The organism is Cedecea sp. P7760, from assembly GCF_013386425.1.
Taxonomy (GTDB): Bacteria; Pseudomonadota; Gammaproteobacteria; order Enterobacterales; family Enterobacteriaceae; genus Cedecea; species Cedecea selenatireducens.
This window is the reverse complement of the sequence record NZ_JACARU010000006.1, coordinates 1-20944: the sequence shown is the minus strand read 5'-3', so window position 1 is coordinate 20944 and position 20944 is coordinate 1. Positions and strand designations below refer to the sequence as shown.

General features: G+C 57.8%; 20 protein-coding genes. 10 read left to right on the top strand and 10 right to left on the bottom strand.

Annotated elements, in window-relative coordinates; genetic code table 11:
- Positions 1–54 precede the first annotated feature (54 nt).
- On the top strand, positions 55–978 hold the full coding sequence (locus HX778_RS01725) for a LysR family transcriptional regulator (protein ID WP_176981153.1): 924 nt from the start codon (positions 55–57) through the stop codon (positions 976–978).
- Between the two features lies 1 nt (position 979).
- On the opposite strand, the gene HX778_RS01720 is transcribed toward HX778_RS01725, so the two are convergent.
- From HX778_RS01720 to HX778_RS01710, 3 genes are all read right to left on the bottom strand, one after another.
- Positions 980–2146: an MFS transporter gene (locus tag HX778_RS01720; protein ID WP_038479251.1), complete on the bottom strand. Its 1167-nt coding sequence runs from the start codon at positions 2144–2146 to the stop codon at positions 980–982.
- A 203-nt stretch (positions 2147–2349) separates the two neighbouring features.
- Positions 2350–3048, bottom strand: coding sequence for an aspartate/glutamate racemase (locus tag HX778_RS01715; RefSeq protein ID WP_176981152.1), 699 nt, complete (start codon positions 3046–3048; stop codon positions 2350–2352).
- Positions 3049–3126: 78 nt separating this feature from the next.
- Positions 3127–4065 (bottom strand): LysR substrate-binding domain-containing protein, encoded by a 939-nt coding sequence (locus HX778_RS01710; RefSeq protein WP_255483315.1) that lies wholly within the window; start codon positions 4063–4065, stop codon positions 3127–3129.
- Between the two features lie 243 nt (positions 4066–4308).
- Here HX778_RS01710 and HX778_RS01705 point away from each other — a divergent pair, with 243 nt between their 5' ends.
- The 4 genes from HX778_RS01705 to HX778_RS01690 are packed head-to-tail and all read left to right on the top strand — an operon-like array spanning position 4309 to position 8695.
- Entirely contained in the window at positions 4309–5670 is a 1362-nt protein-coding gene (locus HX778_RS01705; RefSeq protein ID WP_176981150.1) for an MFS transporter, read from the top strand.
- A gap of 26 nt (positions 5671–5696) precedes the next feature.
- Positions 5697–6200, top strand: a complete 504-nt coding sequence (fae, locus tag HX778_RS01700; RefSeq protein ID WP_176981149.1) for a formaldehyde-activating enzyme — start codon at positions 5697–5699, stop codon at positions 6198–6200.
- A gap of 9 nt (positions 6201–6209) precedes the next feature.
- Positions 6210–7253 carry an aldo/keto reductase gene (locus tag HX778_RS01695; protein WP_038479242.1) on the top strand — a complete coding sequence of 348 codons (1044 nt, stop codon included), beginning with the start codon at positions 6210–6212 and terminating at the stop codon, positions 7251–7253.
- Positions 7250–8695, top strand: a complete 1446-nt coding sequence (locus HX778_RS01690; protein WP_176981148.1) for an NAD-dependent succinate-semialdehyde dehydrogenase — start codon at positions 7250–7252, stop codon at positions 8693–8695. The genes HX778_RS01695 and HX778_RS01690 overlap by 4 nt, the downstream gene beginning before the upstream one ends.
- A gap of 391 nt (positions 8696–9086) precedes the next feature.
- Here HX778_RS01690 and HX778_RS01685 read toward each other — a convergent pair whose 3' ends face one another.
- Complete coding sequence (locus HX778_RS01685) at positions 9087–10172, bottom strand: multidrug effflux MFS transporter (protein ID WP_255483318.1); 1086 nt, start codon at positions 10170–10172, stop codon at positions 9087–9089.
- A 135-nt stretch (positions 10173–10307) separates the two neighbouring features.
- On the opposite strand from HX778_RS01685, the gene HX778_RS01680 reads away from it, so the two are divergent.
- Positions 10308–11081, top strand: coding sequence for a helix-turn-helix transcriptional regulator (locus tag HX778_RS01680; RefSeq protein ID WP_176981146.1), 774 nt, complete (start codon positions 10308–10310; stop codon positions 11079–11081).
- Here HX778_RS01680 and HX778_RS01675 read toward each other — a convergent pair.
- Together HX778_RS01675 and HX778_RS01670 are read right to left on the bottom strand one after the other, a co-directional pair.
- Positions 11078–11698: a LysE family translocator gene (locus HX778_RS01675; RefSeq protein ID WP_038479230.1), complete on the bottom strand. Its 621-nt coding sequence runs from the start codon at positions 11696–11698 to the stop codon at positions 11078–11080. The two genes, HX778_RS01680 and HX778_RS01675, sit on opposite strands and share 4 nt — an antisense overlap.
- Before the next feature lie 64 nt (positions 11699–11762).
- Positions 11763–12401: a TetR/AcrR family transcriptional regulator gene (locus tag HX778_RS01670; protein WP_176981145.1), complete on the bottom strand. Its 639-nt coding sequence runs from the start codon at positions 12399–12401 to the stop codon at positions 11763–11765.
- 65 nt (positions 12402–12466) lie between these two features.
- Here HX778_RS01670 and HX778_RS01665 point away from each other — a divergent pair, with 65 nt between their 5' ends.
- A complete protein-coding gene (locus tag HX778_RS01665) occupies positions 12467–13660 on the top strand; it encodes a TCR/Tet family MFS transporter (RefSeq protein ID WP_176981144.1) in 1194 nt (397 codons plus the stop codon).
- Here HX778_RS01665 and HX778_RS01660 read toward each other — a convergent pair.
- From HX778_RS01660 to HX778_RS01645, 4 genes are all read right to left on the bottom strand, one after another.
- Entirely contained in the window at positions 13657–14334 is a 678-nt protein-coding gene (locus HX778_RS01660; protein ID WP_176981143.1) for an NAD(P)H-binding protein, read from the bottom strand. The genes HX778_RS01665 and HX778_RS01660 overlap by 4 nt on opposite strands.
- A gap of 25 nt (positions 14335–14359) precedes the next feature.
- Positions 14360–14929 carry a TetR/AcrR family transcriptional regulator gene (locus tag HX778_RS01655; protein WP_176981142.1) on the bottom strand — a complete coding sequence of 190 codons (570 nt, stop codon included), beginning with the start codon at positions 14927–14929 and terminating at the stop codon, positions 14360–14362.
- 104 nt (positions 14930–15033) lie between these two features.
- Complete coding sequence (locus tag HX778_RS01650) at positions 15034–15885, bottom strand: SDR family NAD(P)-dependent oxidoreductase (protein WP_176981141.1); 852 nt, start codon at positions 15883–15885, stop codon at positions 15034–15036.
- A 356-nt stretch (positions 15886–16241) separates the two neighbouring features.
- Complete coding sequence (locus HX778_RS01645; protein ID WP_038479211.1) at positions 16242–17405, bottom strand: methyl-accepting chemotaxis protein; 1164 nt, start codon at positions 17403–17405, stop codon at positions 16242–16244.
- Between the two features lie 276 nt (positions 17406–17681).
- Between HX778_RS01645 and HX778_RS01640 the strand changes: the two genes are divergently transcribed.
- The 3 genes from HX778_RS01640 to HX778_RS01630 are packed head-to-tail and all read left to right on the top strand — an operon-like array spanning position 17682 to position 20826.
- Positions 17682–18224, top strand: a complete 543-nt coding sequence (locus HX778_RS01640; RefSeq protein ID WP_038479208.1) for a helix-turn-helix domain-containing protein — start codon at positions 17682–17684, stop codon at positions 18222–18224.
- Positions 18224–19267, top strand: coding sequence for an HlyD family secretion protein (locus tag HX778_RS01635; protein ID WP_255483314.1), 1044 nt, complete (start codon positions 18224–18226; stop codon positions 19265–19267). Before HX778_RS01640 ends, HX778_RS01635 begins: the two co-directional genes overlap by 1 nt.
- Entirely contained in the window at positions 19264–20826 is a 1563-nt protein-coding gene (locus tag HX778_RS01630; RefSeq protein WP_176981140.1) for a DHA2 family efflux MFS transporter permease subunit, read from the top strand. Before HX778_RS01635 ends, HX778_RS01630 begins: the two co-directional genes overlap by 4 nt.
- The last annotated feature ends 118 nt before the right edge of the window (positions 20827–20944 follow it).

Sequence of the window (20944 nt, the reverse complement as noted above, 5' to 3'; positions counted from 1 at the left end):
CTTCCAGGGAGAGGGCCGGGGTGAGGGTAAAACAACGCCAGCGGACAAAAAAATATGCCAGCCATCAACCTGCGCCACATCGAAATCTTCCACGCCGTGATGACCGCCGGCAACCTCACCGAGGCCGCCGGGCTGCTGCGCACCTCCCAGCCCACGGTCAGCCGTGAGCTGGCGCGCTTTGAAAAGCTCATCGGCCTGCAGCTGTTCGAGCGCAGCCGTGGCAGGCTTTACCCCACGGTGCAGGGGCTACGGCTGTTTGAAGAGGTTCAGCGATCCTGGTACGGGCTGGACCGCATTATTAATGCAGCGGAAAGCCTGCGCGAATTCCGCCAGGGCGAGCTGTCTATTGCCTGCCTGCCGGTCTTTTCACAATCGTTTTTACCGCGCCTGATACAGCCGTTTCTTGCCCGCTACCCGGATCTCAGCCTGAACATCGTGCCGCAGGAATCCCCGCTGCTGGAAGAGTGGCTTTCCGCCCAGCGCCACGACCTGGGGCTAACGGAGAACGTCAGCACGCCCGCCGGAACAGAACGCCAGACGCTGTTAACCCTGAACGAAGTCTGCGTGCTGCCCGCCGGGCACAGGCTGGCCGGGAAAGAGGAGCTAACGCCGCAGGATTTTGCCGGGGAGAATTACATCAGCCTGTCGCGCACCGACAGCTATCGCCAGCTGCTGGACTCGCTGTTTCAGGAACATGACGTAAAGAGGAGGATGGTGGTTGAAACCCACAGCGCCGCGTCCGTCTGCGCGATGGTTCAGGCGGGTGCTGGCGTGTCTGTCGTCAATCCGTTAACCGCGCTGGATTACCACGAGCGGGGCGTGGTGGTGCGCAGATTCAGCGTGGCGGTGCCTTTTACCGTCAGCCTGATTCGGCCTCTACACCGCCCGGCTTCTGCGCTGGTCAGCGCGTTCAGCGACCACCTACAGCGCAGTATGCATCTGTACAGTGACCCGCTAAACGCGCTGCTCAACCGCTAGCTTATTGCTCTGTTACCGGCTGCTGGTGACCGGAGCCGTTGCTGAAGTTAATCAGGCAAATAATCAGCCCGACAACCGCCAATCCGGCGGCGGCCACCGGTACCGCCGTCAGGCCATAACCACGTTCAATCACCGTCCCGCCAACCCAGGCACCAAGCGCATTGCCCACGTTAAAGGCGGCGATATTGAGCGTGGAAACCAGGTTCGGCGCCTCTTTACCGTGCAGCACCACGTTGATTTGCAGCGCAGGCACGGTGGCGAACGCCGCCATCGCCCACAGGAACAGCGTGATTTCCGCGAGCCATGCGCCGTGGCTGGTCCAGCGGAACAGCAGCGAGAAGACGGCAATCAGGCTAAAGCTAAGAATCAGGCTGAACGACACGCGCCAGTCCGCCAGCCGCCCGCCCAGGATATTACCCACCGTCAGCCCCGCACCAATCAGGAACAGCGTCCAGCTCACGCCCCTCGGCGTGATCCCGGTGACCTGCAGCAGCATCGGCGCCACATAGCTGAACAGCGCAAACATCGCGGCGGAGAAGAACACCGTCATGCTGAGAGACAACCAAAGTTTGCCGTGCGCCAGCGCCTTGATTTCGCTTTTCAGGTCGGTAGCTTCTTCATCCTTCTGCGACGGCAGGCTGACCACCAGCGCGAGGAAGGCAATCACCCCGATAACGGCCACGCCCCAGAAGGTCGCGCGCCAGCCGTAAAGCTGCCCGAACCAGGTGCCAATCGGCACGCCAAGCACGTTCGCCAGCGTTAAGCCGGTGAACATCAGCGCCACCGCAGACGCCTTGCGCCCGGCCGGTACGAGGCTTGCCGCCACGACGGCACCAATCCCGAAGAACGCCCCGTGGCACAGCGCCGTAATAACACGCGCCAGCATCAGGAAGTTGTAGCTAAGCGCAAGGGCGCACAGCAGGTTACCGACGATGAAAATCACCATCAGCAAAGTTAACGACAGCTTGCGCGGCAAGCGAGCGGTGAGCAAAGCCATGATTGGCGCGCCGATGGCAACCCCCAGCGCATAGCCGCTGATAAGCCAGCCGGCGACGGGAATGGAGACCTGAAGATCCCCCGCCACTTCGGGCAGCAGCCCCATAATCACGAACTCCGTCGTGCCGATGGCAAACGCACTCATCGCCAGCGCCAGTAAGGAAACAGGCATTGTATAACTCCGGTTGCAGACATGATGAAAAGCCATTGCTGGGCGCAATCGCCTGTAGTGTGAGGTTTTCAGAGGAGCAGCTTTTTAGAATAATGTGCGCTACATAACAAATTTATAACACATAAGCGGCCGGGCATGACCCGGCACGGCGTGGGGGTAAAGCTGAAGTAATATTTAATTTATTGATAGAAAAAGAAAAATGCTTATTCCTCACCGCACATAAAGAGAACTGCATCGGCGGCGTGGATCGCAGCGGTATCAAACACCGGCAGCGGGCAATCCTGCTGGCCGAGCAGCAGGCCAATTTCGGTACAGCCGAAAATAACCCCTTCTGCGCCGAGCGCCTGCAGCTCCTGAATAACCTGCTGATAGTAGCGCTTCGAGTCCGGGTTAATCACCCCGAGGCAAAGCTCATTAAAGATTATCTGATTAATACGCTGGCGCTGGGATGCGTCCGGAATAATAGAGTGGATGCCGAACTGCGCCTGCAGGCGGCCACGATAAAAGTCCTGCTCCATGGTATAGCGCGTGCCCAGCAGAGCGACCTGGCTTACCCCGTGCGCCGCAATCACTCGCCCGGTTGCGTCGGCGATATGCAGAAACGGCAGCGCGCAGCGGGACTCAATGTGTTCCGCCACTTTATGCATGGTGTTGGTGCACAGCACAATGCCTTCTGCGCCGGCCTTTTGCAGCCCAAGCGCCGCCTCGGCCAGCATCTCACCGGCCTTGTCCCACTCGCCGGAGGACTGGCAGGCCTCTATCTCGTGAAAATCGACGCTGTGCAGCACGATTTTGGCCGAATGCAGCCCACCCAGACGCTGCTTGATCCCTTCATTGATTAACCGGTAGTAGGGAATCGTCGACTCCCAGCTCATGCCGCCCAGCAGCCCAATCGTTTTCATCGTCATCCCCTTATGTCGTTTCCTCCGGTTATAACCCGTATCCCGGCAAGAAAAAAGCCTCCATCAGGAGGCTTCTACTTACCCGACGGCCAGCGCGTCAGGTATGACAGGCGCACCCGGCACTACAGGATCTTCTTCACCCCAGAAACGGGCGACCTCCGCCTGAATCCAGTCACAAAAATAGCCGACCCGCGGCAGATCAAGCTTCCCCTGCGGGATCTCCAGCCAGTAGCCGTTGCCGCTTTCAAGCTCCAGCTCGGCCAGCGGCACCAGTAATCCCCCACGCAGCTCGTTGCGGATCATCATCCGATCCAGCACCGCATAGCCCGCGCCGGTCACGCAGGCGTTGATCACCTGATCCTCGGTGCTGAACTCCAGCCCGCCGGAAAGCAGGCTGTCGTTTTCTCCCGTCGCAGCGAGCCAGCGCGACCAGTTATCCAGCCGGATATCGCCGTTAAGAATATGCAGCTGCGGCTGCGAGGCCAGCGGCGGGAAAACGCCGTCAATCATCAGCAGCGGGCTGGCAACCAGCAGCAGTTTTTCATGGCACAGCCACTGCCCTCGCCCTTCGCTTTCCTTACGTGTGCCAAAGCGGATAGCGCAGTCAAAATCGCTGTATTTCTGCCGGGTTTCGCTGATAAGGGCAATTTGTAGCTGGCCGTTACGCTGGCGAAGCGCCACCAGCCTCGGTGCCAGCCAGCGCGTGGCAAAGGTCGGCGCCACCTGCAGGCGCAGGTGCTGTAAAGGGTTACGCAGCTGAACGTGGCATACCCCTTCTTCCAGAATATCCAGCGACTGGCGCACCACGGGCAACAGCAGCATCGCGTCCTGGGTCAGCTCCAGCCCGCTGTGGGTACGCACAAACAGCAGCTTGCCGAGAAACTCTTCCAGCAGTTTGATTTGCCGACTGGCGGCGCTCTGGGTAATACACAGCGCCTGGGCCGCCTTGCTAAAGCTAAGCGTCCGGCAGGTCTCTTCAAAGACTCTTAACATACTGAGTGACGGGAGTTTTCTCATTATTGTCGTTATCCACGGGCAAGCGCCAGCCATGTTAATAATATGTTATTAACCTGCCCTGAAACACCATCCCCCGCCGCCCCTATTTCTGTAAAACAGGAGGGCGATCACATGCGTTTTTCGCCTGGGGGTATGACTAAAACGCACTCGCCTGTCGGCGTACTTTGCTGCCACATTGTTAACGCACTTGAAACATAAAAAATACAAATACCCTACAAAAATCCCCTCACAGGAGGATGCGTTATGTCCCACCTGACACAACAGTACACCCGTATGGATGACGTGCCGTTAAACCGTTTCCATCTCAAAATCGCCGGCCTCACCTTCGGCGCGCACTTCACCGACGGCTACGTGCTGGGCGTGATCGGCTTCGCGCTGGCCCAGATAAAACCGCAAATGGGGCTGACCCCCTTTTGGGAAGGGATGCTCGGCAGTTCGGCGCTGGTAGGCCTGTTTCTCGGCAGCCTGGTGCTCGGCTGGATCTCCGATTACGTTGGTCGCCAGAAGATCTTCTGCTTCAGCTTCGTCGTTATCACGCTCGCCTCGGCGCTGCAGTTCTTCGCGACCACGCCAGAACAGTTGTTCTTCTTACGGGTAATGGTCGGTATCGGCCTCGGCGGCGATTTCTCCGTCGGCCACACCATGCTGGCGGAGTTCTCCCCGCGTAAACATCGCGGCGTGCTGCTCGGCTCATTCAGCGTGATCTGGACCTTCGGCTACGTGGCCGCAGGCTTCGCCGGGCATTTCTTAACGGCGCTTGGCCCGGATGCCTGGCGCTGGCTGCTTTCCTCTTCGGCGCTGCCTGCCCTGATTATTCTGCTGATGCGCATCGGCACGCCGGAATCTCCACGCTGGCTGATGGGTAAAGGACGACGAGAACAGGCGATGGCTATCGTCCACAAATACTTCGGCCCTAACGTGCTGCTGGTAGACGAAGCCCCGGTCGCCTCAAAGCAGCGCTTTATGTCGCTGTTCGGCCCGAAATACCGCCGCCGCACCGCCTTTAACAGCCTGTTTTTCGTCTGCCTGGTTATCCCTTACTTCGCCATCTACACCTTCCTGCCGTCGATTTTGCAGGTGATGGGGCTGAACAATAACTTCACCACCGACCTGCTGCTGAACGGCCTGCTGATCGTCGGCGCGCTGACCGGGATCCTGCTGACCATAGTGTGCTCACGCCGTGGTTTCCTGATCGGTTCCTTCGTGTTCCTCGCCGCCTGCCTGGTGATGCTCAGCGTCATCCCGGTGAGCCAGTCCGGCTGGTTAATTCTGTTTTTTGCCGCCTTCACGCTGGTGATGTCGGCGGTCAGCAATCTGGTGGGCGTCTTCCCGGCCGAAAGCTTCCCAACGGAAGTGCGTTCGATGGGCGTGGGTTTTGCCACCTCTATGAGCCGCCTGGGCTCTGCCATCGGCACCGGCTTGCTGCCGCTGGCCATTCTGAATTACGGCATGCAGGCCACCACCGGCATGCTGGCGCTGGTGCTCGTCATCGGTGCCGTTGTCTCTCTCGCCTGGGCGCCTGAAACCAAAGGGCTAACCCTTGTCGATGCCGCTCACGACCCGGCCCAGCGCCACGGCAATGCCGCCGCTGAACCGGCTAAATAACGCTCACGCTTAACAGGAGATGTCTCGTGGAAATGTATATCGGAGAAGGGTTTGAAGGTAACGGCGTTAACGCCTCGCACATCAACATTATGATTGGCCCGCGCAGCGGCGTGGTTGGCCAGGCGTTTTCCAGCAGCCTCGCCTCACCAAGCCAGGGCCACTGCCCGTTTATGGTGGTGATTAAGCCTAACGTCCCGGCCAAGCCGATGACGCTGTACGTCAACAAAGCGGAAATCAGCGGCGAGCTGCACGGCAATGCCACCTGGGGCGCGTCCCAGGCCGCCATCGCCAAAGCGGTAACCGAAGCGCTGCTGGACGGCACGCTGCCAGCGGAAGCAGAAGACGAATGGTGCATCGTCACCGCCAACTGGGTGAACCCAGGCTGTAACGACATCGACGAGGTTTACCACAATAACTACAACGCCTGCCGCCAGGCCATTCGCGCAGCGATGGGCAAATTGCCGCAGCGCAGCCAGATTGCTGACGCCCTGCCGCAGCTCGGCAACCCTTTCTACACCCCAAAAGCCTGAGGAGGCGAAATGGAATACGTCAACCTGGGCCACAGCGGCCTGAAAGTCTCTCGTCTGTGCCTCGGCACCATGAACATGGGCAGCAAACAGTGGAAACCGTGGATTTTTGACGAATCACAAAGCGAGCCGCTGATCCGCCACGCGCTGGAGTCAGGCATCAACTTTATCGACCTCGCCGACTTCTACTCCAGCGGTGCCGGGGAAGAAGTGGTTGGCAACGTATTAAAACGTATTGCCCGCCGCGACGACCTGGTGCTCACCACTAAAGTGGGCTACCCGATCGGCACCGGCTTTAATAACCAGGGCCATTCACGCAAGCACATTATGGAGAGCATTGACGGCAGCCTGAAGCGCCTCGGCACCGACTACGTCGATATTTACATGCTGCACTACTTCGACGTGAACACGCCTATTGAAGAGACCTGGGCGGCAATGAACGACATCGTGCGCAGCGGCAAAGCGCGCTACGTCGGCGTCTCCACCATGTACACCTGGCAACTGGCGAAAATCCTCTGGTGCTGCGAGCGCAACGGCTACGCAAAACCTATCAACATGCAGCTGCAGCTGAACTGCGCCTACCGCGAAGAAGAGCGGGAAATGATCCCCTTCTGCCGCGACCAGGGGCTCGGCGTGTCGGTGTTCAGCCCGCTCGCCCGTGGCCTGCTGAGCTGCGACTTTACCTCCGTGCGCAACCAGACCGACTTCTTCACCCAGGAAATGTATGCGGATGCCACCTCCCGCAACGTCGCCCAATCCGTGAGCCACGTGGCCCAGCTGCGCGGCCTGCCTCCGGCGCAAATCGCGCAGGCCTGGGTCCTGAACCATCCAGGCGTGGACTGCATGCTGGTTGGCGCGGATTCCGTGCAGCAAATTGACAGCGCTATTGCCGCACTCGGCACCCCGCTCGCTGAAGACGAACGCTACGAGCTGGAGCGCAACTACACGCCGTGCGACGTCATCAATGACTACACCGCAGGCAAACGCATCGCGCGAGAAGGCCGTGCCGCCCGCGGCTTGTTTATCGATAACGTAACGACAAGGAATATCGCATGAGCAACTTTGACGCCCTGGTTCGAACCGGCTGGTACTGCAACGGTGAATGGCGGGATGCCGCCGAGCGCTACGCTGTTTTAAACCCGGCAACCGATGAAGTTGTTGCCCAGGTGGCAAACGCCGGAGCAAAAGAGACCGAGGCGGCGATTGCCGCAGCCCATGCCGCCCTGCCCGCGTGGAGAGCGCTAACGGCCAAAGCCCGCTCGCAGATCCTCCAGCGCTGGTTTGCGCTGATCATGGAGCATCAGGCCGAACTGGCGGAACTGATGGTGACCGAACAGGGCAAAGTGCTGGCGGAAGCCAAAGGCGAAGTGGCCTATGCCGCAAGCTTTATCGAATGGTTTGCCGAAGAAGCCAAACGTGCCAACGGCAAAACCATTCCGTCGCCGAAGGCCGGAAACCAAATCCTCACCTTCAAAGAGCCGGTTGGCGTCGTGGCGGCCATCACCCCGTGGAACTTCCCGCTGGCGATGCTGACCCGCAAGCTCGGCCCTGCGTTGGCGGCTGGCTGTACCGCCGTAATTAAGCCAGCAAACGAAACGCCGCTCTCCGCCTTCGCGCTTATCGTGCTGGCAGAACAGGCTGGCGTCCCGGCAGGCGTAATCAATGCCGTGACCGGCGACACGGTAGCTATCGGCAGCACGCTGATGGCAAGCCCGACGGTGCGTAAAATCTCTTTCACCGGCTCAACGCCTACCGGCAAGCTGCTAATGCGCCAGGCGGCGGATACCGTGAAAAAGCTGTCGCTGGAGCTGGGCGGCAACGCGCCGTTTATCGTCTTTGACGATGCGGACATTGATGCCGCCGTGGAAGGCGCCATGGCGGCTAAGTTCCGCAACAGCGGGCAAACCTGCGTGTGCGTCAACCGCTTCTACGTCCAGGACGGCGTGTATGAGCAGTTTGTTGAGAAACTCGCCGCCGCCGCGCAAGCGCTGAAAGTTGCGCCGGGTATGACGCCGGGAGCCCAGCAGGGGCCGCTGATTCACCAGAAAGCGGTTGAAAAAGTGGAAGCCCACGTGAAGGACGCTTTGCAGCACGGAGCACGCCTGCTGTGCGGCGGCGAACGTCACGCTCTCGGCGCATCGTTCTTCCAGCCAACCGTGCTGGCGGATGCCACCGAAGCCATGCTGCTGGCGCGCGAGGAAACCTTCGGCCCGCTGGCGGCCTGCTTCCGCTTTAGCGATGAACTGGAGGCTATCGAACGCGCCAACGCCACGCCGTTCGGCCTTGCGGCCTATCTCTACACCCGCGATCTGGCTCGCGCCTTCCGCGTCACGCAGCAGTTAGAAAGCGGTATGGTCGGCGTAAACGAAGGGATTATCTCCACGGAAGTGGCACCTTTCGGCGGCGTGAAGGAATCCGGCCTCGGCCGCGAAGGCTCCGACTGCGGGCTGGAAGAGTACCTGGAAACTAAGTACGTGAATCTGGGTGGGTTGCTGTAGCCGCGAATACGGTTTGGATCGGCTATGGTCTGTGTTAGATCGGCTAAGGTTCCGTTCACTACCAGTCCTGTTTTATATGCAGGCGCCGATTTAAACCACAACATCACTTCCTACCCTCACCCTCTCCCTGGAAGGGAGAGGGAATAAAAAATGTTCCACGTTGGCTGTTTTCCCCCTCTCCCTCTGGGAGAGGGCCGGGGTGAGGGTCGGTTTACCGCTTCAGCGGCGATGAGCTCGCCGGGCGCCGGGGCTGTTCGGGGGATGGCGTAATGCCACCTGACACGTTCACCGTGCTCTGAATGTGCATGGGAAATAGAGAAATGGGTGAACGGAATCTAAGCTGGTTTTACATAATCGTGACTATCTCCGACTAAGAGGCAATCGGGCAGCGTTAACTCCCCCTATACCTCCATCCCACAAGCACAATCCCCACGGCGCAAACCACCAGCGTAATCCCAAGCTGTTGGCCCCAGCCGGATACCATCAGCCCGCTGCCAATCAACAGGTAATAGGCGAAGCCGAACAGCGCCCCGGCCGTCCCCCGGCAATCGGTATAAGCGCCAAGCGCAGTGCTAAGCACCACCGGAATAGCCATCGAGAACGCGACCATAACCAGAAACATCGGTGCCAAAAACCAGATGCTGTGCATCAATCCCCAGACGCCAACACTTCCCGCCAGACCTATGCCACTGGCTAAATTCAGCAACGCTTTGGCGTTCAGACTCCGTTTCATCAGAATATGATTAAGCTGTGCCCCCACCAGAGAACCCAGCGCCAGCACGCCGCCCGTCAGCCCAAAAGCGGCGGGCCCAAAGCCTAAGGACTGGAACAGAAACGGCGCCAGGCTGTAGTAGCTGAAAAGGCTGATATTGAACAACGCCACCAGCCCGGTTGCCCGCCAGATTTCCGGGTCTTTCAGCATACGTTGCACAACCGCGCCAAAAGCATGTCGGGCGTGCTGCGACGGCCTCGTTTCCTCAAGCTGTCGCGCACTCCAGGTCAGCAGAATAACGGCCAACCCGAACAGCAGGTAAAATACCCCCTCGTAGCCTGCGGCGGAGACAATAATGCCGCCCAGCCAGAGGCCCAGCGCCGGGCTCACAGCCAGCGCAATGCCCATAAAAGAAAATATCCGCGCCAGCTCGCCGCCGCTAAAACGGTCGCGTAAAACCGTCTGGGTCACCACGGAGCCGGTGGCCGCGCCAAAGGCCGCCAGCATCCGAGCCGCCAACAGCAGCATAAAATGCGAAGTCATCAGGGCCACCGCCGCGCCTGCCGCATAGCACAGCAGCCCAAGCAGCAGCGCCGGTTTGCGGCCTAAAAGGTCACACATTCGCCCCCAAAACAGCACGCCTGCGGCAAAGCCAAAAAAGTACAGCGAGAGCGTCCAGCCCGCATCCTGGGCGGTAACAGAAAAATGCCGGGCGATATCGGTCAGCGCCGGGCTATAAAGGGTTTCCACAATCTGCGGAAACATCAGCAGCGCGGTTAATAGCGCTATTCCACGGTGTATGTTCACCCTGCGTCCTCCTTCAAAAGAGGCGCTATTGTAGGAAAACGGCGAATGCACCATTATAAACATCAGGACATTTAATAGCGGAAATCGGACATTATGAGCTGGCTAAGCGCGGACGCGGAATTTAACCCTGATACGCTGGATAACAGCGTGATTGGCGTGCAGGCTGAACTTGGGGATCATGATTCCGGGCTGCATCGGCACCGTATGGGGCAACTGCTGTTTACCCGGGAAGGCTGCGTAAAGCTCACGCTGGATGAAGGCCGGATGCTCTCTTTACTGCCGCCGGGAAAAGTCGCCTGGCTGCCGGGAGGCGTGAGCCACCGCGCCGAAATGAAAAGTAGCGTGGCCTACCGCTCAATCTGGTTTAACACGGAGCGTTACCCCACGCTGCCAGCCAACGCGCTGGTGCTCAACGTCACGCCGTTGCTCAATGAACTGCTGGAAAGGATCTCGGCCAGCCCGTGGGCAACAAATTGGGAGCAAGGCGCGCCGATGCACATGGCCGCCTTGTGCGTAACAGAGCTACAGGCAGCAAGGGAAGAGCCGATGACGCTACGCTTCCCGCAGGATAAACGCCTGCGACACCTGGCGGGTGACACGCTGCCGCCACGACTCAACGAACTGGCCGCCGTGACCGGTGCGAGCGAGCGCACCATTGGCCGTATTTTCCGCCGGGAAACTGGCCTCTCCTGGCAGCAATGGCGGCAGCAGTGGCGCTTAATGAAAGCCGTGGAAATGCTGGCAAGCCACGCGCCAATTACCGCCGTGGCCGGAGAGCTTGGCTTTTCAAGCGACAGCGCCTTTATCTACTTTTACCGCAGCATGACCGGGCAAACGCCGGGCATGCTGACGGCAAAACAGGCTTAGCGTCGGCTAATTGCCAGCTTCGCGGCAAACAGCAGAAACACGCAGCCGGTGACGCGATCCATCCACATCACGACCCCTGGTTTTTTGAGCACGCCCGAGGCATAGCGCGTGGCAAGAATCAGGGTCAGTGACCATAGCGTGCCGAGCACGACGTGAATGGAAACCAGCAGAAAAGTCCAGAGGATAGGGGAGTGACCGGAGGGAATAAACTGCGGCAGGAAGGAGACGTAAAAGACGCCCATTTTCGGGTTAAGCACGTTGCCCAGCATCCCGCGAAGAAACCAGTTATTGGCACGCGTTGGCTCCCCGGCAGCAAGGCTAAAGCTCTGGCGAGGACGCAAAAGCAGCTGAATACCCAGCCAGCATAAATACGCCGCACCGCACCACTTCAGCAAGCTGTAGGCAAGTTCAGACACCGCTAACAAAGCGCCAAGCCCAAAGGCAACCAAAGCCCCCCAGACAAAACAGCCCACGTCGATACCGAGCGCGGCATGAAGGGCTTTTTTGCCACCTTCGGCGGCGGCGGTTCGCAGGATAAGTGCGGTATCAAGGCCGGGAGTCAGCGTGAGCAGCGTGGCGGCAAGCGTAAAGGCGATAAGAGCATCGGTGACGGACATTTTTCTAACTCCGAAAACGATAAATCTACTGAAATTCCCTCAGCCCGGCAACGCCCTGATGGCGTTATTTTTTGCCGTAAACCGTGCCGCTCATCGCCGCGATAACGCCAGCGATTCCTCTGTCGATCATCTCAAGAAAAACGGCTGCAGCGGCTGCGTTGTCCAGCGTTTGGCCAAAGGTTCGGTGCGCCTGAATCAGCGCCGCACTCCAGGTCGCCAGCACCAGCGCTGCCGCCAGCTGGGTTTGTGCGTCATGCTTTTCAAGGCCAGCGCCAGCGGCCAGCTCTTCGGCAAGCACCTGGGTAAACTCGTCTCGTATCTCTCTGGCCCGGGCCTTAAGCGCCGCGCTGTTTTCAATCGTCGAGACAAACCCCTGCCCCGCGACGGAGAAGGCCACCACCGGGCTATTCTGCGCGACAAGCTGATGGGCAAAACGGCGCAGCGCTTCCAGCGGGCTGGCGTTTTTATCACTCTGATTCAGAGCAGTACGCAGCATCTCCAGCCCCTGTTCTTCACGATCAAAGAACATGTCTTCTTTACGCGGGAAGTGGTTAAACACCGTCATCCGCCCCACTTTCGCCGCCGCGGCAATCTCATCAATCGTCACCTGCTCAAAGCCCTTTTCCAGAAACAGCCGGGTTGCGACGTTAGAAATTTTTTGGCGGGTGGCGAGACGGTTAAGCGTACGGCGATCGAGAGACATTGACAGGATCCTGATGAATGGATAATTATGTACCGAGTATATATTGGTACTTAGTACAGGTAAACATGAACAAAGCGCTGGTTGTTATTTTCTCCGCCATTTGCCTGGATGCCGTCGGCATCGGCCTGGTGTTTCCCATTCTGCCGCGCCTGCTGGAAGAGGTGACGCATACGCCGGATATTGCCCACTGGATAGGCATCATGACCGCGCTGTATGCCCTGATGCAGTTTATCTTTGCCCCGCTGCTGGGCGCGCTGAGCGACAACTATGGTCGTCGACCGGTGTTGCTGGTGTCCCTTGCCGGGGCCGCCGTGAACTACCTGATCATGGCCTTTGCGCCGCAGCTGTGGATGTTGCTGTTGGGCCGGGCCATTGCCGGACTCACCAGCGCCAACGTCTCGGTGGCGATGGCTTACATCACCGACGTCACGCCGGCGGATAAACGCGCCCGCCGCTTCGGGCTGTTTAACGCCATGTTTGGCGCCGGGTTTATCATCGGGCCGGTGCTTGGCGGCCTGCTCGGCGATTACTGGGTGCGGCTGCCGTTTATCGCCGCGGCGGTACTGAACACCTGTAACCTGCTGATGGCGCTGTTTATGCTGCCAGAATCCCGCACGCCGGAACGTCAACGATTTAGTTTTGCGGTGCTTAATCCCTTGCAGCCCCTACGCCGGATTTTCACCCTGAAAGGGCTCATCCCGATAGCGATGGTCTTTTTCATCCTGAGCGCGACGGGAGAAGTGTACGGCACCTGCTGGGCGCTTTGGGGGGCTGATACCTTCGGCTGGAACGGCCTGTGGATTGGGCTTTCTCTGGGCGCTTACGGTATTTGCCAGACGCTCACGCAGGCGTTGCTTCCCGGCCCGATTACCCGCTGGCTGGGCGAGCGTGGCGCGGTGCTGTTTGGCATCTTTAGCTCGTGTATTGCGCTGGCGATGCTGGCCTTCGTGCAGCAGGGCTGGCAGGTATTTGTGATTATGCCGCTGTTCGCGCTGGGCGGCGTTGGGGCTCCTGCCCTGCAGGCGTTAGCCACCCGCAAGGTGGATGAAGCCAGCCAGGGGCAACTGCAGGGCATTCTGGCTTCAGCGGTCAGCCTGGCGTCTATCATTGCTCCGTTGGGGTTTTCAAGCTTCTACTTTGTGGTGCAAAAAGCGTGGCCAGGCGCTATCTGGCTGTCGGTGATTGTGGTGTACATCATCGCCGTCCCGCTAGTGTTACTCAGTACCCGCCGCAGAAAAGCGGCCGAAAGCCCGGCTTAGCTGCGGCGGTCGGCGCAGGCCACTATGTCCGGCTTCGCCATGATGGTTTTATTCACGCCAAAACGCGTGATGTTCAGCATCGCGTTGCCGATGTCGATAATCGACAAAAAGCGCTTCCCGGTGGTGGCGCTGATAAGGCGCATCACTGGGGCAATGACGGTATATAAAGCCCGGTATGCAGGAGTACGGGACTGCACTTCCGGCGTCGGCAGAATAAACGCCGGACGGAAAATGGCAGCGTTGCCCGGGAACAGCGCCAGCAATTTGTTTTCCACTTCTCCCCGCACGCGAGCCCACATCTGCGAACTCTTTCCGCTGCTGTCTGCACCCGCGCCGGAGACATAAACAAACTTCATCTGCGGGCTTTGGGATTTCAGCTGCTCTGCAACCTGCAGCGTCATGTCGTAGGTCATACGTCTGTACACCGCTTCACTGACGCCAGAGGAGCTGATCCCAGCGCAGAAGAAACACGCATCAACGTCGCTGAACAGCGGGTCGGCAGCATCGAAATCCATCAGATCGCCGTTCACCACATAGTGGATGCGGGAGTCATGCTCACCTTCAGGCTGCTTCCTGACGAGCAGGATAATGTCGCTGACGTCTTTTGCCGCCAGGCTTGCCAGCAGCACGCCCTGCCCGACCATACCGCCGGAACCTACAATCACAATTTTCATGGCTCTTTCCTGGAAACTTGATGAGTTAAGCCGCAATCGCGTTCCACATCATGCGAAAGCCAAGCTGCAACAATGTCTCTTTATCTGCCGGATGCCTGGCGATTTGCTCGCTGGTGGCATCGGAAATATTTTGAATAATGGCGTAGATAAACGTTTTACTGTCGGTGACAAACAGCGACTGCTTTATCGCCTCATCAAACATTTTATCCGCCTGATTCAGCGCCTCTGGCGTGCTGGCGAGCGTTTCCGGCGTCAGCAGATCCGACACCGTCAGCAGCCTGAGCACCTGTTTGCCCTGAGGATTTTTCAGCGACCATTCCGTATAACCTCGCCAGATGTGCGCCATTTGCGTGCGGAAGTCGGCATCTTTTGGGTAGCCGGTCACCAGCAGGTCGGACATATCCTGCTTCAGCATTAAATAGACTTCGTTTAGCAACTGCTCTTTGGTGGGGAAGTAGGTAAACAGCGTGCCAACCGCCACCCCCGCCCGTTTTGCAATGCTGGCCGTTGTAGCCGACAGACCGCTCTGCGCAACAATTTCTACCGCTGCATCCAGAAGTGCCGCCTGTTTTTGCGGGCTTAGGGGTCTTGCCATTCCAACGTCTCCGGGGTTAATAAAATCTCCGCACAGTGTAATAGATTTCGCCGCCAGGGTTTGAGCTTTGCCCCCGCATTCACACCCGGCGGGGGCCGAAAACATTACTCGGGAATAAATCCGGTTTTGCCTTCAATCACCACCGAGACAGACATCGCTTTTTGCTCCTCCAGCGACTGCAGGCTCTTCTCATAGCTGCCTTTGAGGATCTGGAAAGCATCGGCACCCAGCACGGTTCTCAGCGGCGGTTCGGCCTGCTGGCTCAGCGTATAAATAGCATCGGCCATTTTCTGAGGGTCACCGGCGTTGCTCTCTTCACCATGCTCGGCAATCCAGCGGCGCAGCTGGCCCACGGTGCCATTTTTGTAGGCGTCGGACTCTTCGGTCCAGCGCACGTTCGCCTGGAAGTTAGTTTTGATCGAACCGGGCTCAATGATTTGCACCTTGATATTGAACTCCGCCACTTCCTGCGCCGTGCTTTCGGCAAACCCTTCCAGGCCATATTTTGCCGCATGGTAGAAGGCTCCACCGGGGAAGGCAACACGGCCGCCCATGCTGGTGATATAGATCAGCCGCCCTTGTTTTTTAGCACGTAACGCAGGCAGGAATGCGCGGGTGATGTGCACAGGGGAAAGCAGATTCAGGGCAAACTGATGCTCGATTTCCTGCCCGGTGAACTCTTCCATCGCCCCGATAATCGCCCCGCCGGCGTTATTGACGATGACGTCGCTATCGCCATGCTTTTGAGCGATGGCAGGCAGGCTGGCATAGTCGGTCACGTCCAGTTTTTCAACGATGAGCTGCCCGGCAAACTGCTGCTGCAGCTCGGCCAAAGCGGCAGGGTTACGTACCGCGGCCACGACGGTATTGCCCGCCTCCAGCACGCGACGGGTCAGCGCCAGGCCCAGGCCACCGGAAGCTCCGGTAATAAACCACTTTTCAGTTTTAGACGTCATCTTTGTATCCTCGGTTGATAAGCGCGGCGCGTGGCCTGGCGGCTGTCTGTTGTGAATGTTGCGGCCACCATTAAATGACTGACCACTCACTCAATTATAGAGTTGGTGATTTAATTTGCAATACGCGGGCGTGAACTTTATCCATTGGTTAAGCCAGGCAGAGAAGAAAAGACTGGTTTATCAATCCGCTGAGACAAGATTTTTTTTGATGTGGCAGCGAGCCTGGCCGATAAAACGGCACATTGGTCTGGAAGGCATCCTTCAACGCTACCCACGCCACAATAAACAACGCATCAATAATAAAAGCCCCGGAGCAGTAATACCCCAGGGCTTTTTTTTCGAAAAAAGACTAAATTTTAAAATGTCTGCCAGTGTTCTTCTTCTTTTTTTAACATTCTGCGCGGCGCTGGCGGCGTCGGTAATATTACTCTCGCCTCATCGCTGTCGCCCAGATGTAAACCGTTAGTTCTTTTTTCCAGCTCGAAGACCTGTTTATTCAGCACTTCTGAAGAACCCGCCAGCTCTTCGACAACCGCGACGTTCCCCTGGGTGACTTTCTCCAGTTCGGACAACGCCGTGGTAATTTGCTGAATCCCTTTTTCCTGTTCGTTAGTGGAAATAAATATATGGCCCATCAGGTCGTCGATATTTTCTGAGCCGGAAACAATATCCTTCATATTTTTTTCCGCTTCGGAGACGAGGCTTGCGCCCTGCAAAACATTTTGGTTGGTAATATCAATTAACGACTTGATGTTCTTGGCCGATTCCGAGCTTTTATGGGCCAGGTTTCTGACCTCACCGGCGACCACCGCAAATCCTTTGCCATGCTCACCGGCACGGGCCGCTTCAACCGCCGCATTCAGCGCCAGAATGTTGGTCTGGAAGGCGATGCTGTCGATGATGGTGATAATTTCCGTCATCTTGTTGGCACAGTCGGTTATTGAGGTCATGTTGGTGGTCAGCTTCTGCATCAGGTCGCTGCCGTGATTAGCCGAGCGATGCGCACCGCTGGTAATCCCGCTCAGCTGGCGGGTGCTGTCGGCATTATTTTTAGTCCCTGCCGAAATTTGCTCCATGCTGGAGGCCGTTTGAATCAGCATTGCTGACTGCTGCTCGGTTTTGACCGACAGCGTAGCGCTTTGCTGCGCCAGGCTTTCGGACAGCAGTTTGGCCGACTGAGAAGATTTACGAATATCCATCACCAGGGTCGTAATTTCAGCCGAAAGCGTATTTATGCCAGGTATTAATCGCCCGGCGCAATTATTACCAAACTCAGGGATATGTACCGATAAATTCCCCGAGTTAATTTCATCAATACTTCTCTTAACATGATTAATCGGCCGTACAAGATATATCGTCATGTACGTCCAGAGAGTGAAGAGTATCGCCACCCATGCAATATTAAGCATGGCTAAAATTGTAACATTTGCGGATAAAGCGAACGCCAAAAGATCAATAACTAAAAAGGATACAGCCAAGAAAAGGGCAATGACGCTTCGAACGCTTGCATTCTTAAGCATAGGTAATCCTGTAAATGGCTCGGGCGGGTATATTATTTATTACCTGGATTTATGGAAAATCCATCCAGCAAAAAAGATTAGAGTTATATCTCGACATAAGGCAACTGGAAGGGTTTTAAAGCCGCACTTTTCGTTTAAGAGCGACGACTTTCTGAATATATCCGCGACGTTATGACACCAACAATGTAGCACAGCTGTCAGACCCTTAGTGACTTGCATTTTGATAGTCACTATGTCAATTTGTCGCCAGACGATAACCCGCCATCGGATCGATCCATGAAAAACGAACCTCTTTGCAGCGCCCCCTGCCCCATCGCCCGCAGCCTCGGCCGCATCGGCGACAGCTGGAGCATCATGATCCTTCGGGACGCATTAGCCGGTTTTACCCGCTTCGACGAGTTCCAAAAAAGCAGTAACGTCGCGCCCAATATTCTCTCGCGGCGCCTGAAGGAGCTGGTCGACGACGGTTTGCTGGAAAAGGTTTGCTACAGCAGCTCGCCGCCTCGCTATGAGTACCATCTCACCCAGCGCGGGCGCGACTTCCGTATGGTGCTGCTGGCGCTGGCTGAATGGGGAAACCGCCACTTCGCCCCAGAAGGGCGGCAGATGCAGCTGGTAGAAAGCGAAACCCAGCGCCCGGTGGAACCCATCCTCGCCGACAAAGAAACCGGGGAGCCGATTGTCCCCGGAAAATACACCATGGTGCCGGGCCCGGCCGCCTCGCCAATGATGAAGTACCGCCACGACTACCTGCAGCGCAAGCACGCCGGTGATACCGGGCTTAAATTCCAGCCAGAACCGTACAGAGAACCCCAGTGATGAACGCCGCCCATAAGAAAAAATTGATTACGCTGACCGTCCTCGGCGCAGCGGTGTTAGCGGCGGCAGGCTACGGCGCCTGGTGGTGGCACAGCGGGCGTTTTATTCAGTCCACTGACGACGCCTATATCGGGGGCGATATCAGCGCCATTTCCACCAAAGTGTCCGGCTATATTCAGCAGATTGCCGTGCAGGACAACATGGCGGTGAAAAAAGGCGACCTGCTTATTCGCATTGATGACCGCGACTACCAGGCCGCGCTGACAAAAGCCCAGGGTGAAGTTGCCGCTCAGCAGGCCGCGCTGGCGGATATTGCCGCGACACGCCAGCTGCAGCAGGCCACTATCCAGGGTTCGTCCGCCTCGGTCGCTGCCGCAGCGGCGGCCACGGAGAAGTCAGCCAACGACAACCGCCGCTATAACGCGCTGGAAGCCTCAAGCGCGATTTCAGCCCAGATTCGCGATAACGCCTCTGCGGATTATCGCCGGGCGCGGGCCGAACAGGGCAAGGCTCAGGCGGACAGAGCCGTTGCCGAGCGCCAGCTGGCCGTGCTGGACGCGCGCGAAAAACAAACTCAGGCCGCGCTGGAACAGGCGCAGGCTAATCTGACCATGGCGAAGCTGAATCTCAGCTATACGGAAATTCGCGCGCCTTTTGACGGCGTAATCGGCAACCGCCGTGCATGGTCAGGCTCCTTCGTCACCAGCGGCACGCAGTTGCTCTCGCTGGTGCCTTCACACGGGCTGTGGGTCGACGCTAATTTCAAAGAGAACCAACTGGCAAATATGCGTGCCGGTTTGCCGGTGACCGTCGTCGCCGACGTGCTGCCGAACCGCACTTTTAAAGGGCATATCGCCAGCGTGTCACCTGCCACCGGCTCTCGCTTTAGTATTCTCCCGGCGGAAAATGCGACGGGCAACTTCACCAAAATCGTCCAGCGCGTGCCGGTGCGGATCGCGCTGGAAGGTGACGGCGCAAAACTGGATGTGCTTCGTCCAGGACTCTCGGTCATCGTGACCGTCGATCAAAAGAGTACGCGATGAGCACCGCCCAGGCCGCACCGATGCCGCAGGGCATCTCTATGCCGATGGCAAAAAAGATCTTCGCCTTTGCCAGCATGTGCGTGGGGATGTTTATTGCGCTGATTGATATCCAAATCGTTTCTGCTTCGCTGCGGGACATCGGCGGCGGCCTTTCTGCGGGGGATGACGAGACCGTCTGGGTGCAGACCAGCTACCTGATCGCCGAGATCATTATTATTCCGCTGTCCGGCTGGCTCTCAAGGGTGATGTCCACCCGCTGGCTGTTTGCCGCCTCGGCGGCAGGCTTCACGCTGATGAGCCTGCTGTGCGGCTGGGCGTGGAATATTCAAAGCATGATTGCGTTTCGCGCCCTGCAGGGGCTGGCGGGCGGTTCAATGATCCCGCTGGTGTTTACCACCGCTTTCGCCTTCTTCCAGGGCAAACAGCGGGTTATTGCCGCCGCGACCATTGGCGGACTGGCTTCTCTGGCACCGACGCTGGGCCCAACCGTGGGCGGTTGGATCACCGAAAACTTTAACTGGCACTGGCTGTTCTTTATTAACGTGATCCCGGGGATTTATATCGCCGTAGCCGTCCCGCTACTGGTGAAGGTAGATACCCCAGATTTTTCCCTGCTGCGCGGCGCAGACTATTTCAGTATTTTGCTGCTGGCGGCTTCGCTCGGGTGCCTGGAATACACGCTGGAAGAAGGCCCGCGCTGGGGCTGGTTTGATGACAGCACCATCGCCACCACAGGCTGGATAGCGCTGCTGTGCGGTATCGCCTTTATTATCCGAACCCTGCGCCATGCGCAGCCGGTGATGGATCTCCGGGCGCTAAAAGACAGAACGTTTAGCCTGGGCTGCTATTTCTCATTTATGGCCGGGGTGGGCATTTTCGCCACGATCTATTTAACACCGCTGTATCTCGGCACCGTGCGTGGCTTTAGCGCTCTGGAAATCGGCCTCGCCGTGTTTTCTACCGGCCTGTTCCAGGTGATGTCGATTCCGTTTTATTCGTGGCTGGCCAACCGGGTGGATCTGCGCTGGCTGCTGATGGCAGGGCTTATTGGCTTTGCTATTTCGATGTACAGCTTTGTGCCAATTACCCACGACTGGGGTGGCGATCAGCTGCTGCTTCCGCAGGCGTTTCGTGGCCTTGCGCAGCAGTTCGCCGTCGCACCGACCGTCACGCTAACCCTGGGCAGCCTGCCGCCTGCGCGACTTAAGCTCGCCTCCGGCCTGTTCAATTTGATGCGTAACCTGGGCGGCGCTATCGGCATCGCCCTGTGCGGCACGGTGCTGAATGACAGAACCAATCTGCACTACAGCCGCCTGGCAGACCATCTCAACACCGCTAACCTGGCGATGACGGATTTCGTCCAGCGCGGCGCCGCAAGCCTCACCGCGCAGGGTTTATCGCCGGATGCCACTACCAGCGGGGCGCTAAAAAACCTTTCTGCCCTCGCGCTGCGCGAGGCGCGAACGCAGGCGTTTTCGGATGCTTTTTACCTGATCATGATCGGTTTTTTGATTGCTGCGATGCTGGTTCCGTTAATGAAAAAACCGCCGGCACACTGATAGATGGTTCCTCTCCTGGTGAGCTGTCTCTTAGTCACAAATAAGCATTCTGAAAGATCGGCTAAGGTTCCGTTCACTTCCAGTACAGTTTCATATGTCACCACCGAACCGGTGAACG

Excerpts from the sequence above, each read along its gene's own strand:
- HX778_RS01725 (WP_176981153.1), top strand. The coding sequence starts at position 55 with ATGCCAGCCATCAACCTGCGCCACATCGAAATCTTCCACGCCGTGATG.
- HX778_RS01720 (WP_038479251.1), bottom strand. The coding sequence starts at position 2,146 with ATGCCTGTTTCCTTACTGGCGCTGGCGATGAGTGCGTTTGCCATCGGC.
- HX778_RS01715 (WP_176981152.1), bottom strand. The coding sequence starts at position 3,048 with ATGAAAACGATTGGGCTGCTGGGCGGCATGAGCTGGGAGTCGACGATT.
- HX778_RS01710 (WP_255483315.1), bottom strand. The coding sequence starts at position 4,065 with ATGAGAAAACTCCCGTCACTCAGTATGTTAAGAGTCTTTGAAGAGACC.
- HX778_RS01705 (WP_176981150.1), top strand. The coding sequence starts at position 4,309 with ATGTCCCACCTGACACAACAGTACACCCGTATGGATGACGTGCCGTTA.
- HX778_RS01695 (WP_038479242.1), top strand. The coding sequence starts at position 6,210 with ATGGAATACGTCAACCTGGGCCACAGCGGCCTGAAAGTCTCTCGTCTG.
- HX778_RS01690 (WP_176981148.1), top strand. The coding sequence starts at position 7,250 with ATGAGCAACTTTGACGCCCTGGTTCGAACCGGCTGGTACTGCAACGGT.
- HX778_RS01685 (WP_255483318.1), bottom strand. The coding sequence starts at position 10,172 with ATGTTTCCGCAGATTGTGGAAACCCTTTATAGCCCGGCGCTGACCGAT.
- HX778_RS01680 (WP_176981146.1), top strand. The coding sequence starts at position 10,308 with ATGAGCTGGCTAAGCGCGGACGCGGAATTTAACCCTGATACGCTGGAT.
- HX778_RS01675 (WP_038479230.1), bottom strand. The coding sequence starts at position 11,698 with ATGTCCGTCACCGATGCTCTTATCGCCTTTACGCTTGCCGCCACGCTG.
- HX778_RS01670 (WP_176981145.1), bottom strand. The coding sequence starts at position 12,401 with ATGTCTCTCGATCGCCGTACGCTTAACCGTCTCGCCACCCGCCAAAAA.
- HX778_RS01665 (WP_176981144.1), top strand. The coding sequence starts at position 12,467 with ATGAACAAAGCGCTGGTTGTTATTTTCTCCGCCATTTGCCTGGATGCC.
- HX778_RS01660 (WP_176981143.1), bottom strand. The coding sequence starts at position 14,334 with ATGAAAATTGTGATTGTAGGTTCCGGCGGTATGGTCGGGCAGGGCGTG.
- HX778_RS01655 (WP_176981142.1), bottom strand. The coding sequence starts at position 14,929 with ATGGCAAGACCCCTAAGCCCGCAAAAACAGGCGGCACTTCTGGATGCA.
- HX778_RS01650 (WP_176981141.1), bottom strand. The coding sequence starts at position 15,885 with ATGACGTCTAAAACTGAAAAGTGGTTTATTACCGGAGCTTCCGGTGGC.
- HX778_RS01645 (WP_038479211.1), bottom strand. The coding sequence starts at position 17,405 with ATGCTTAAGAATGCAAGCGTTCGAAGCGTCATTGCCCTTTTCTTGGCT.
- HX778_RS01640 (WP_038479208.1), top strand. The coding sequence starts at position 17,682 with ATGAAAAACGAACCTCTTTGCAGCGCCCCCTGCCCCATCGCCCGCAGC.
- HX778_RS01635 (WP_255483314.1), top strand. The coding sequence starts at position 18,224 with ATGAACGCCGCCCATAAGAAAAAATTGATTACGCTGACCGTCCTCGGC.
- HX778_RS01630 (WP_176981140.1), top strand. The coding sequence starts at position 19,264 with ATGAGCACCGCCCAGGCCGCACCGATGCCGCAGGGCATCTCTATGCCG.